This is a genomic window from Cryobacterium algoritolerans (genome assembly GCF_004402785.1).
GTDB lineage: Bacteria > Actinomycetota > Actinomycetes > Actinomycetales > Microbacteriaceae > Cryobacterium > Cryobacterium algoritolerans.
The window spans coordinates 67,619-79,500 of record NZ_SOFP01000013.1; the positions used below are offsets into that span (position 1 = coordinate 67,619).

General features: G+C 65.7%; 10 protein-coding genes. 5 read left to right on the forward strand and 5 right to left on the reverse strand.

The features are described from left to right. The first annotated feature begins 110 nt into the window (after positions 1 to 110). Together E3O19_RS03455 and E3O19_RS03460 are read left to right on the forward strand one after the other, a co-directional pair. Positions 111 to 809 (forward strand): LbetaH domain-containing protein, encoded by a 699-nt coding sequence (locus tag E3O19_RS03455; protein WP_134565266.1) that lies wholly within the window; start codon positions 111 to 113, stop codon positions 807 to 809. Next, a complete protein-coding gene (locus tag E3O19_RS03460; RefSeq protein WP_166804442.1) occupies positions 806 to 2,368 on the forward strand; it encodes a DUF2142 domain-containing protein in 1,563 nt (520 codons plus the stop codon). The genes E3O19_RS03455 and E3O19_RS03460 overlap by 4 nt, the downstream gene beginning before the upstream one ends. Here E3O19_RS03460 and E3O19_RS03465 read toward each other — a convergent pair. Then, complete coding sequence (locus E3O19_RS03465) at positions 2,317 to 3,864, reverse strand: DUF2142 domain-containing protein (RefSeq protein ID WP_134565268.1); 1,548 nt, start codon at positions 3,862 to 3,864, stop codon at positions 2,317 to 2,319. The two genes, E3O19_RS03460 and E3O19_RS03465, sit on opposite strands and share 52 nt — an antisense overlap. 7 nt (positions 3,865 to 3,871) lie before the next feature. Beyond that, positions 3,872 to 5,107 (reverse strand): lipopolysaccharide biosynthesis protein, encoded by a 1,236-nt coding sequence (locus E3O19_RS03470; protein ID WP_134565269.1) that lies wholly within the window; start codon positions 5,105 to 5,107, stop codon positions 3,872 to 3,874. A 142-nt stretch (positions 5,108 to 5,249) separates the two neighbouring features. Between E3O19_RS03470 and E3O19_RS03475 the strand changes: the two genes are divergently transcribed. Together E3O19_RS03475 and E3O19_RS03480 are read left to right on the forward strand one after the other, a co-directional pair. Then, entirely contained in the window at positions 5,250 to 6,377 is a 1,128-nt protein-coding gene (locus E3O19_RS03475; protein WP_241981170.1) for a glycosyltransferase family 4 protein, read from the forward strand. Continuing rightward, positions 6,370 to 7,551: a glycosyltransferase family 4 protein gene (locus E3O19_RS03480; RefSeq protein ID WP_134565271.1), complete on the forward strand. Its 1,182-nt coding sequence runs from the start codon at positions 6,370 to 6,372 to the stop codon at positions 7,549 to 7,551. The genes E3O19_RS03475 and E3O19_RS03480 overlap by 8 nt, the downstream gene beginning before the upstream one ends. Here the strand turns inward: E3O19_RS03480 and E3O19_RS03485 are convergent. From E3O19_RS03485 to E3O19_RS03495, 3 genes are read right to left on the reverse strand one after another with little or no spacing between them, the layout of a single operon-like run. Continuing rightward, a complete protein-coding gene (locus E3O19_RS03485; protein WP_134565273.1) occupies positions 7,527 to 8,627 on the reverse strand; it encodes a glycosyltransferase family 4 protein in 1,101 nt (366 codons plus the stop codon). The genes E3O19_RS03480 and E3O19_RS03485 overlap by 25 nt on opposite strands. Then, positions 8,624 to 9,781: a hypothetical protein gene (locus tag E3O19_RS03490; protein ID WP_134565275.1), complete on the reverse strand. Its 1,158-nt coding sequence runs from the start codon at positions 9,779 to 9,781 to the stop codon at positions 8,624 to 8,626. The genes E3O19_RS03485 and E3O19_RS03490 overlap by 4 nt, the downstream gene beginning before the upstream one ends. Beyond that, positions 9,778 to 10,653 carry a glycosyltransferase family 2 protein gene (locus tag E3O19_RS03495; protein ID WP_134565277.1) on the reverse strand — a complete coding sequence of 292 codons (876 nt, stop codon included), beginning with the start codon at positions 10,651 to 10,653 and terminating at the stop codon, positions 9,778 to 9,780. Before E3O19_RS03495 ends, E3O19_RS03490 begins: the two co-directional genes overlap by 4 nt. A 58-nt stretch (positions 10,654 to 10,711) precedes the next feature. On the opposite strand from E3O19_RS03495, the gene E3O19_RS03500 reads away from it, so the two are divergent. Further along, entirely contained in the window at positions 10,712 to 11,881 is a 1,170-nt protein-coding gene (locus E3O19_RS03500) for a glycosyltransferase family 2 protein (RefSeq protein ID WP_241981166.1), read from the forward strand. Position 11,882: the final 1 nt, after the last annotated feature.

Here is an 11,882-nt window from a genome sequence, read left to right on the forward strand (position 1 = left end):
GTGGCCTCGTGGGTTAGATTTCAATGAAACTGTGTTCAGAGCGCGAGTCTTCGGATTACCGGATCGTGTCCCAGCAACCGGTCGCGTATATCCAGCTTAGTTAGGTCGTAATGAACTCAATACATCCGTCCGCGCAGCTCAGCGGTGAAGTCTCCATAGGAACTGGGAATGTGATCGGGCCATTGGCGGTCATTGTGGGACCCGTAACCATTGGTGATAACAATTGGATTGGAATCGGCGCAGTGATTGGCGGTCCACCCGAAGTCAGAGATTGGGCGCATCCCCAGGACGCCCTGGAGCTGAGCGCTGGAAACGGCATCGCGATTGGAAATGGAAACACCATTCGTGAATACGTGCAGATCCATCAGGGCTGGGAGGGTGTCACGCGTATCGAAGATGACGTATTCCTGATGAACCAGTCGTATGTAGCTCACGACTGCACAGTTGAGAAACGGTCAACGCTTGCGGCTGGTGTCCTCCTCGGTGGGCATGTGCGTGTCGGTGCTGACGCGAATCTGGGGCTAGGCGCGATTGTCCACCAGCGTAGATACATTGGTGCAGGGGTGATGGTTGGGATGGGTTCGGTTGTCACCCGCGACCTTCCGCCCTTCGCGAAGGCGTATGGCAATCCGGCCAGAGTACGTGGCGCAAACACTGTGGGTATGAAACGCGCAGGGATCCCCGAGGACGCGATTGCACTTGCCGTCTCCATTTACGGACGGACCTATGATCGAGCGCTTTCTGCGCTCAACGGCCAGCCGGGACTCGACCAGGCGCTCGTCGCATGGCGACTTCACGCAGCGTCGTGATCTCGGACATCGGAAAGCGGTCGGTATTCGCTTTTGCGTTCGGGATCGTGTTCGCATTGGCAGCCCTGTGGGCGCTGGCGAGCCCGATATTCTCCGTACCTGATGAGAGTGCCCATGCGACGAAAGCCATCGCCCAGGTGCGTGGGCAGGTCATCGGGCATGAGGTTCCCGGCATCAAGCATCTGGTCGTGGATCTTCCGGAGGAATACCGGTACTCGCCGCAAATCGTGTGTTTCGCTTTCCACCCGGAGACACCAGCGAACTGCGGTGTCGAACTGGGGGACCCGTCAGGGACCACCTGGTTCAACACATGGGTGGGGGCCTACAATCCCCTCTATTACTACGCCGTAGGTTGGCCCAGTCTCTTGCTCGATGGCAGCGCCGGCATCTACGGCATGCGGATCGCGAGTGCCCTGATCGGCTCGATGTTCATCGCGTTCGCCTTTCAGATTGCTGTTGCGGGTCGCCGTTCGCGGTGGATGCCTCTCGGCGTGGCGTTTGCCGCCATGCCGATGTGCGTCTATCTCTTCGGATCGGTCAACCCGAACGGCATTGAGGTCGCCTCCGCCGTGGCACTGTGGGTGGCCCTGCCGCGCCTCCTTGAATCACTCGACGACCGCGGCCCAACATTCTCGCCCACACCCCCTCCGTGGTACCTCTGGTTCGTCGTCACGCTCGCGTCGGTTGCGCTTACGACGGCCCGAGCGCTCGGGCCCCTGTGGCTCGTGGTCGTCGTCTTACTGTGCTTCGTGGTGAGTGGTTGGCGACCCGTCAGCGTTCTCTTCACCAGAGCCAAGAGTTACTGGTGGCTCAGTGTGATTGCCGCAGCCAGTCTGTTCTCCATCTTCTGGACGCTCGGCGGAGGGAGTCTGTCCAGCCAGGCTGAAAAGTCCGATGCGCCAATGGTCGGAGCGACTTTCATTCAGGGTTTTACCTATGTCGTGCGGGCCACCCCGGATTTCCTTCAGCAGGCTCTGGGTATCTTCGGTTGGGCTGACTCGCCCCTTCCCAGCTGGACGTACTGGAGCGCGGTGGCGGCCTCGGCGATTCTTCTGATGCTGGCTTTCACCGCCGTGCGCCGGCGCGGCGTCGTGTCCCTGACCGTGGTCGTCGCAGCATCGCTGCTGATTCCAGCTCTCGTGCAGGGCTACAGCGTCTCGCAGACGGGAATCATCTGGCAGGGACGTTATGGACTCTTCCTGTACCTCGGCGTCACTATCGTGGCAAGCTGGCTTCTCTCCCGCGCCGAGGCCGCTGGGATCGCTCATATGTCCGTGCGCGTGACCTGGGTCGTGGCTTCACTCGTGGGGACCTTCGGGATTTTGGCGTTCGTGTTCGTCATGCAGCGCTACGTGATCGGCAACACGGTTCCGGTCAGTGCTATGTGGAAGAACCCCGCCTGGCAGCCGCCTCTCGGCTGGCCCACACTCGTCTGCCTCTACGTGCTCGCGACAGTTGCCTTCGTGGCGGTCGTCGGTCTGATGGCTATGCGGACTGCCCGGGCTGATCATCCAGTCGTGCGCGAAAGCCCGACGGTGCCCCCATCCCCAAGAGCCTGAGGAACGAGACCGGGCGGGCTGGTCCTTGCTGACCAGATCGCGGGAGACAGGGCGACGAGAGCAGCGGCGAAGAACAACGTCCCCAAAGCCCATACAGTCATCGGCGAGAGGGGAATTGCCCACCACCATTCGACGCCGGCGTCCAAGTTCAAACTGGCGAAGTCCGTCCCCGTTACATAGCGCCGGATATTGAAGTGCAGCGCGACCGAATTCGCGACGGTGAGAGCGCCAACAATTGTTATTGTCTGACCACGCCTCAATTCAAGCGTTCCCCTGTTCGACTGAACAAGCGCGACACCCGCCAAGAGGATCATTAGCGGCAGGATATATCGAGGCTGAACTTGCACCCCGACAAGTGCTTTGGACTGCACCAGAACGTAGGTCGGAATGAGCCACAGCGCGCCAAGGATTCCTGCCAGGCCAAGCGCTTTTCGAACGGGAAGCGTCCGAACCCCGGTGAACGTCACCGCACAGAAAACGGCAATTCCGATGACCCCGACGATCGCGGGGAGATTGGTATCAAGCCAACCAAGCGGCCCTGAGCCCAGCGCGCCCGCCCACAGTGCGGGGACATTCATGAAGTCCGTGAAGGCGAGGAACTGCCAGCTCAGGTGCGACGTCGCCTTGTCGCCGGACGGGAGACCCGTGGCGGCAAAAGATGACTGGCTCGCAGCGAAGAAGAAGAACGCCGAGACCAATACGAGACAGACCGGCAGAAACATCGACAGAAGGAAGTTCTTCTGTCGTTTCGCTGCGATCAGGACGACCGCCACAATTGCCACGATTGCATAGATCGCGGCATCCGCACGAGCGGTAGCGCCGAGCAAGGTCGCGATCACTGCGATAGAACCAAGTCCCAGTTTTCGGAGGCCGGAAGACTCGAAGTACCCCAGGAGTGCAATCCAAAGCGTGCCTGCCGAAATGATCGCCCAACTGCTCGGATTCGTCGAAGGAATCAGGAACATGCCAAGAGGAACGAGGGTGACGGCGAATCCCCACACGAGCGCGGATCGTCTATGCCGGGGAAGAAGCAGATAGAGCGTCATCGAAAGTCCAACGAAGAGTAACGCGTTGAATGCCCGCATCAGAGCGATGGAGGCCGTGACGTTATTGCTGGCGAAGACTCCCATCACGGAGTAGAAGACCGGCGGGTAAGCACCCGTCCAGTTGCCGTGCGACGACGCGGCGAGCACGCTGGACGCAGATGAGACAGCCTCTGTCTGGCATGCCGCGCTCCTATCCCCGTTGAACGCGAAGCAGTACGAGTCACGGAGCGCCTGGGGAACCATCCGCCAGTCCGCGTTGACTCCGCTTTCGCAGAGCCCTGCGCGAATGCCGTCTCCGCACCAGATACTCGCCAAGTGGAAGTCGTCGTCCGGGCTCGCGCCTGGAGGCGACGCCAACGACCAACTCAGCAGCGCCACGAGCACGAGTACGGGGGTAAGAATCGTCGCCAGAAGCCTCATTCGAACTCTGGGAAGGCTTGTCTGAGTCACGTGGCGATCATACCGGGCGCCGAATCCCTCTCCCCGGCGGGCGAACGTGCCGCACTCGCCGCATGCCCATCGCAATGACGAGCGCGGCACTGACCAAAGTGCCTGACGCGTAGCCTATGACCGCAGCCCACGCCCCCAACATGGGGCCGAGCGACACGATAGTGACCAGGGTGATGCCAAATCCGATCGCCGCGGCAGCGGCATACCGACGGTCCCTGCCGGTCGCGATAAGCGACGCCGCAGGAACCAAAGACACGGAGTAAAGGTACACGCCCACCAGCATCCACTGCATGAATGGCGCCGCAGCCACGAAACCGGGGCCGTAGAACAACTTCAGGAGGAGCGGTGCGAGCGCGATGAGCAGGGCGAAGATGATTCCGAATCCGGCAGTTGCCAGCAGCGTCATGCGCAGGTTCGAACGGTGCGACTCTTCACGACCGACGGTGTGGAGGCGGGCGATGTGTGGAATGAGCACTTGGTTGATCGACAGGGCCAGCATGGAGGCGGGCGTCGCCAGGGAAAACGCCGCTGCAAACAGGCCGGCGTTCGCGGGAGCGTCGTAGACCTTCGCGGCGACCATGGCGACCTGAAGTGCGCCGCCCGTCGCCAGCTGCGCGAGCGAGTTGAAGAAAATGAACTTGGTGATTTCTCGGTCGGTCTGGCGTGTCGGCCTTCCTCCGCGCGGCCAACACACCCAAGCGAAAACCGCGTACCCGGTCGCGAGTGGCAGCAGGGTTGCCCAGGACAGGTCGCCCAGAACCACGGCAAGCAGCAAGGCAATCGACAAGGCGGAAGTCGCCGCATCCGTAATCGCAATCCGCAGAAAGCGAGCCTGCCCCAGCGCCGCGCCGCGGGTGAAGGCATACGCGGAAAAGGTAACGGCGAGCGCCGCCGCTGACAGCGCCGCCGCGAGGTCAGGAACGACCAGGAGAGCAGCAATAACCGTTCCGGCAGCCAGTAACGGAAGTGAGACCAGGAACTCTCGCAGGAGGAAGGGCAGCGATGTAGCCTTGCCGGCGTGACCAGACGCATCTCGCGGAAGGAACCTGGAGGCGGCGACGCCGGCGCCCGTCGGCCAGAACAGGGAGACAAAAACAGACAATGCGATCAATCCGCTGACTTGTCCGAGCGTCTCTGCGCCGAGTGCCCGCCCTACGACGATCGTGTATCCAAAGCGGGCGAGTCCCTGGACAAGGGTGCCGAGAGTCGCCAGTCCCGCACTCCTGATCAGTTTCGACGCCATCCGAGAATGCTAACCCTGTGGACCCCAGGTCGGTGCGCTCCTGATCCCCGGTTAGACTCGGGGCCGGGGAGAATCGGTCGTACCAGGGAGCGGGTTGAGAGCAGTGTCTGAAGACGCGGATCACGATGCCGTTCGCGTAGCCATGATCGTCAACAGTTACCCGCCACGGCTGGGCGGCCTCGAAAGCCATGTGCATCAACTCGCGAATGAGCTCAAGAACGCCGGCGTATCCGTCACCGTGGTGTGTCTCGCAACCGAGGATTCAGACACTCTCGAAGAGGGTGTGCGTGTCATTCGTCTGAGGCTGCACCTGCCGATTGCCTCCGTCATCTCCTTCCCCTCGTGGGGGACAACCCGACGGTTGAGCAGACTCCTCGCAGACGAAGGCATCACCGTCGTTTCGACTCACACGCGATTCTTTCCCATGTCCTATGTGGGACTGCGCGCTGCGCGTCGGCGGAAGATTCCCGTGGTTCACACGGAACACGGTGCCGGCTTCGTGAAGTCGCCATCAAAGGTGATCCAGTTCTTCTCCCGGGTCGTCGACCTGACCATGGGACGCACGGTACTTCGCAAGGCAACTCAGGTGCTGGCCGTGTCGGACCCCGCTGCCAGGTTCGTGGCCAGGCTTGCAGGCGTCGACGCTCTGATCTTCCCCAACGCGCTGAGGCTGGAAGACTGGCCACCGAGCGGTGGAGACCACACACCCGAGGGGATTGCGTTTCTTGGCCGCATTGTCGGCGGTAAGGGGTGGGAGATGTTTGTCGACGTCGCAGCCGAGCTGATCCAGCGGCGCGGTTTTGACAATCTCGTGGTGCACGTGCTGGGCGACGGGCCGGACACAGACGCATTGCGCGCGAGAATCAAGTCGAAGGGGATAGAAGAATCCGTGCAGCTCCACGGCCATGCGGGGGTGGAGGCCATTCGGACCGCCCTGCACCGCTCGGTGCTCGTGAATCCGAGCCAACTGGCCGAGGGATTTCAAGTCACTCTCCTCGAGGCCGCGGCAGCGGGGGCGCAGATCGTGTCGTATCCTGTGCCATCGATCCGTCCGCTGCTCGCTGATGGGGCCCCCGTTCGCGAGGTGACGGACCCGTCCTTCGAAGCCCTGGTTAATTGCGTTGTGGATGCACTGAGGAATCCGCTTCCGATCATGAGTCGAGGAATCCTGGAGTCTCGATGGTCGTGGCGCACGCGTTCCCGGGAATACTTGAACATCGTTGATGCCGTGGTGGCGTCGAACGGTGATGTGAACCTACGGCGTGCCTAAACCTCGCGTCGCCATCGCCTACGACTGCCTGTTCCCGATCAACACGGGCGGCGGAGAGCGGGTGTACCGGCGGATGGCCGAGGTGCTCGTCGAACGCGGCTGCACTGTCGACTACGTCACCCGGGGCCAGTGGGCGCCGGGTGAGGCACCGCAGGCCGGCTTCACCGTCACGCCGGTGTGGCGTGGCCCCATCTACGACGCCTCCGGCACGCGCACCCCGGCGAGTGCGCTTGCCTTCGCCGGGGCACTGTTCGCTCACTTCCGGCGACACCGCGGCGATTATGACCTCGCGGTCGTCAGCGCACTGCCGGTGCTCAACGTCTTCGCAGCGCGGCTGGCCCTGGCGGGGAGCGGCACCTTCCTGGTGACCGACTGGCTCGAGGTGTGGAGCTGGCCCAAGTGGCGCCGCTACTCCGGCGCGCTGGTCGGCACCGTGGCATCCGTTCTGCAGTTCATCGCGCTGCGGGTCGGAGACCTGCACACCGTCAACAGCAGGTTCACCCGGGCCCGGGTGAGAGGGTACCGTCACGCCGCAGATCCGGTCGTGCTGGGACTGGTCGACCTGGTCGACCTGGTCGAGCCCGTCGGCCACTCCACGGATGCCGCCACCTCCCCTCCGCCAGTGCCCACCGTGCTCTTCGTCGGGCGGCACATCGCGGACAAGCGGCTCGCGGCGCTGCCGGCGGCGCTCGCCGTGGCCCGGCGCACCCTGCCGGGACTGCGCGCGATCATCGTTGGGTCCGGCCCGGAAACCGCCGTTGTGCGCGACCGGGTCGCGCAGCTCGGACTGGACGATGCCGTGCACTTTGCCGGGCGCGTGAGCGAGGCAGAACTGCTCGAGCGTTTCGCCGGCGCCAGCGTGCTCGTCAACCCGTCCGCCCGGGAAGGCTTCGGACTCGTCATCGCCGAGGCGGCGGCATGCGCCACGCCCAGCGTGGTCGTCGCCGGCGAAGACAACGCGGCGGCGGAGTTGGTCGAGAACGGCGTCAACGGGTTCGTCGCCTCGTCGGTGCAGGCCGACGTGCTCGGCGCCGCCATCGTTGCTGCCGTTGAGGCCGGGGAGCCTCTGAGGCGCTCCACCCTGGGCTGGTTCCTGCGGGAGCGGGAACGGAACGCGCTGAGCGCCTCCGTCGACGAGATCCTGGCCCGCTACCGCTCGGCCAGGGCCCGCTGAAGCGACGCCACGGTGTCCCGGGCGGTCGTCGCCCAGGAATACGTGCGGGCCCGGTCACGGCCCAGATTCGACCTGCGGGCCAGCTCGGCCGGATCGTCGAGCAGACGGCCAATGGTGGCCGCGAGGGCGCCGGCGTCGTGCGGCGACACGTAGACGGCCGCGTCCCCGGCGACCTCATGCAGCACGGGAATGTCGGCGCAGACGACGGGGCAGCCGCGGGACATCGCCTCCAACACCGGTAGTCCAAAGCCTTCGAACAGGGTCGGGAACACGATCAGGCTCGATTCGGCGTAGAGCCGGTCGAGTTCGTCGGGGTGCAGCCAGCCGCGCAGGGACACCCACGGTTTCAAGCCGAGCGTGGCCACGACCGGGGCGAGCGGGTCATCGCCGTGGCTTCCGGTGACGACCAGCTGCGGTCGGGTGCCTTCGGGGACCAGCGCGAGGGCCGCCAGCAGCATCGGGAAGTTCTTGTGCGGCATCCGGTTGCCCACGGCCAGCAGCTGCCGGGGCAGCCGGGGGAGCGGCGCGGGGCTCGCGCCCGGGCCGTGGCCGGCCAGGGGCACCACGTCGATTCGGGACTCCGGAACGCGCAGGTATCGCACGATGTCCCCCTGCGACGCGGCACTGACCGTGAGGATGCGCCGGGCTCCGCGGGCGGCGAGCCGGATCATCGCGCGCAGCACCCGCGAATACGCACCGGGCACGTACTCCGGATGCCGGAACGGCAGCAGGTCGTGCACGGTGAGCACGACCGGAACCGGCGACCAGGCCGGGCCGAGGTTCGCCGGGCAGTGGATCAGGTCGGCGCCCAGCCGGCGGGCGAACCGGGCGACGCAGAACAGCTCGCCACGGGCCCAGGCGATGCGGTTCTCGCCGCTGATGCCCGAGTCGACGATTTCGCCGGGGAACCAGCCGGTGTCGCCGGCCAGTTCGGCGGCCAGCTCACGCGACGCGAGGCCGAGGAATTCGAGGCCGTCGGCGCCCGGTTCGATCCGGCTGTAGACCTCGCGCACATACGACTCCATCCCGCCTTTGCGGCCGGTGAAGAACAGCAGGTCGACCAGAACCCGGCTCATCGGCCGGCCACGGCGAGCTGCTCGGCGGCCCGCACGCGCCGGCGCCGGGCGAGTTCGTAGACCACCGCCGAGGCCAGCTCGGCGAGGAGCAGGCCGAGGAACACGGCCGGCAGGCTGTGCAGCCAGAGGCCGACCGCGGCGAGGGCGAACGCCATTGCCGACACGACCGCGCGCAACCCGGTCAGCAGGCGCACCTCGCCCATCCGGCGCAGCGCGGCGAACGGGATGGTCGTCGGGAGCGACGCGGCCCGCCAGCAGCAGGCGAGCACAAGCGGCAGGATGGCCGCCGAACTCGTCCAGACGCCGCCGAAGATGAAGCCGAGCACTCCGGTGCGTTCGAGGACCACGAGCACCACCACGGCGGCCAGCACCGCGCCGGCCGAGACGGCGATGTCCAATTGGGAATGCGCCTTCAACAGGCGCAGGCGCATGAAGTTCAGGGGGATCGCGAGCAGCCCGGAGACCGTGGCGATCGCGGTGAACAGCACCGCGTCGCCCGGGCCGAGCAGAGCCAGGATCATGGTGTTCAGGAGCGGGTAGATCACTCCGGTGATCGCGGTGTCGGCGACCACCCAGCCCATCACGGCCGGCTCCGGCCGACTCGCCTTGTGCGCCACCGGCAGGCAGCGGAGGAGCGTCGCCGCGGCGATGCCCGCCACGAGCGGGATCAGCGCCCAGTTCTGGCCGGTGAACGCGGCCACGACGCCGCCGAGCGCGCCGAGACCGACCATGACAGATGCCCAGATCTCGCGCACGTCGAGACGTTCGGCCACCGACACGCCCCGCCCTACCTCGAGGGCGGCGATCAACAGCGGAAGTCCGATACACAGCACGACGGGGTTGGTCGGGTTGAGGGCGATGACCAGGGCGGCGACGAGGGCGAGCCCGGCCAGCCAGACCGGGAAGACCACCCGGCGTTCCGTGGCGGCGGAGCTCAACCGCGACTCGAGCACGACCGCGAAGGTGAGTTGGCCGGCGAAGGTGGCGACCATCACGGCCACGGCGATGACGCCCTGCTCCGGGCGGCTGAACAGCCGGGATGAGATGGCGACCGTGGCCGCGGGGATGACGGCCAGGGAGATCCCGCCGAGCAGGGTGATCAGGCTCAGGGTTGCCCGGCGGAGTCGCAGCGGGGAGGGCAGGTCGGCGGTCACCGGGTCACCGCGGTGAACGACTGCTGGTCGTTCAGGGTGCGCCCGAGCATCCCCTCGAGCCGACCGAGAAAAACCCACCAGCCGTCGGCCAGGGCGTTCGTGCCGCGGTGGCGCAGACCGAAGAACAGGCCGCCGCCGAGGAACGCGAAGCGCCACCAGAGCGGGTAACGCCACCGGGTCACCAGCCGGCCGAGCCCGCGGCCGTAGCCGCGCAGCTTGCGGCGACGCTCGGCGACGGTGAGGCCGCTCGGATCGGAGATGCCGCCGACGAAGACGTCGGCGGGCTGCCAGGCGAAGTCGATATACGGCTCGGCGCGGAGGAGTTTCAGCAGCATGTCGGTCGCTTCGCCGGCCTGCCACGGCGTGGGGGCGCCGGTGCCGATCTCCGGGTCGAAGCCGCCGAGCTCGTCGAACAGGCTGCGCCGGATGAGGAGGCCCATTTCGATGACGGTCCACGCGGTGTGCCGGTCCAGGGCGGTGCCGGGCGGGGGCAGCACGAACTTCGGGCCGTTCTCGTCGACGACGGTGAGCGCTCCCGCCCGGAAGCCGTCGGGGAGGCTGCGGAGCCGATCCAGGGTATGAGAGGGAAACCAGGTCGTGTCGTTCGGGAAATTGAGCAGCAGGTCCCGGCCGACGGGCAGGGCCGCGACGCCGGCGTTGCGGCCGCGGGAAGCCCCGGGCGGGGAGGTGACGACCGTGATGGTCAGGCCGGCCGACCGGTGGGAGGCGGCCAGGGCCTCGACCTCGGCAAGGTTTCGCTGGGCGACGATGACGAGGTGATCATCCGCCGTCAGCTGGTCTAAAAGTGACTCGAGGAGACGCCGCAGGCTCTCGACACGGCCGAGAGTTGACACTACGAGTCCAAGGTTCACAAATCACATTCTGTACGATGAGGGGGCCGCACCAACAATGACGGGACTCGCTGCACGCATGTCACTCACCGAAACGCTCGAACTTTCGATCCTGATGCCCTGTCTGAACGAGGCCGAAACACTGGCCGTCTGCATCGACAAGGCGCAGGACTACCTGCGGCGAAGCGGCATCGCCGGCGAGGTGCTGATCGCCGACAACGGCAGCACCGACGGGTCGCAGGAGATCGCCGAGGAGCACGGCGCGCGCGTCGTCGCCGTGGCGGAGAAGGGCTACGGCAGCGCGCTGATCGGCGGCATCGAAGCGGCCAGAGGCAGCTATGTGATCATGGGCGACGCCGACGACAGCTACGACTTCAGCGCCCTCGACGGATTCGTCGAACGTCTCCGCGCCGGCGACGAACTCGTGATGGGCAACCGGTTCCGCGGCGGCATCGAGCCAGGCGCCATGCCGCCGCTGCACAAGTACCTCGGCAACCCCGTACTGTCCTGGATCGGCCGCACGCTGTTCCGCTCGCCGATCAAGGACTTCCACTGCGGCCTGCGCGGATTCAACCGGCAGTCGATGCTCGCCCTGCACCTGCAGACCACCGGGATGGAGTTCGCCAGCGAGATGGTCGTGAAGTCCACCCTCGGCGGATCCCGGGTCAGCGAAGTGCCGACGACCTTGAAGAAAGACGGCCGCAGCCGACCGCCGCACCTTCGCAGCTGGCGTGACGGATGGCGGCACCTCCGTTTCCTGCTCATCTTCAGCCCGCGCTGGCTCTTCCTGATCCCCGGCAGCCTCGCCTTCCTGATCGGTTTCCTCGGTACCGTGCTGCTGGCCTTCGGGCCCGTCGTCGTCGGAGAGGTGGGGTTCACCTACTCCAGCCAGATCTACCTGGCCGCGCTCGCCGTGGTGGGCTACCAGGCCTTTCTCTTCGCGCTGCTCACCAAGATCTACGCCCAGCACGAGGGCTTCCGGATTCCGCGCAGCCGCAACTTCGAACGGCTCGAGCGGCGGATCAGCCTCGAGAGCGGGGCCATCGTCGGCGTGGTTCTGTTTCTGATCGGGCTCGGCATCGCACTGTCGCAGCTGATCGGCTGGGCGGCCGGCGGCTACGGCGCGCTGGAGGCGGGTGCGACCATCCGGGTCGCGATACCCTCGGCCCTGCTGATGATGCTGGGAGCACAGACCGTGATGGGCGGGATGTTCCTCGGGGTCTTGTCGGTCGGTCTGAAACGGCGCTAAT

What these genes read in the sequence shown, in the direction of transcription:
- E3O19_RS03455 (WP_134565266.1), top strand. Translation starts at nt 111, where the DNA reads ATGAACTCAATACATCCGTCCGCGCAGCTCAGCGGTGAAGTCTCCATA.
- E3O19_RS03475 (WP_241981170.1), top strand. Translation starts at nt 5,250, where the DNA reads ATGATCGTCAACAGTTACCCGCCACGGCTGGGCGGCCTCGAAAGCCAT.
- E3O19_RS03485 (WP_134565273.1), bottom strand. Translation starts at nt 8,627, where the DNA reads ATGAGCCGGGTTCTGGTCGACCTGCTGTTCTTCACCGGCCGCAAAGGC.
- E3O19_RS03500 (WP_241981166.1), top strand. Translation starts at nt 10,712, where the DNA reads ATGTCACTCACCGAAACGCTCGAACTTTCGATCCTGATGCCCTGTCTG.
- E3O19_RS03470 (WP_134565269.1), bottom strand. Translation starts at nt 5,107, where the DNA reads ATGGCGTCGAAACTGATCAGGAGTGCGGGACTGGCGACTCTCGGCACC.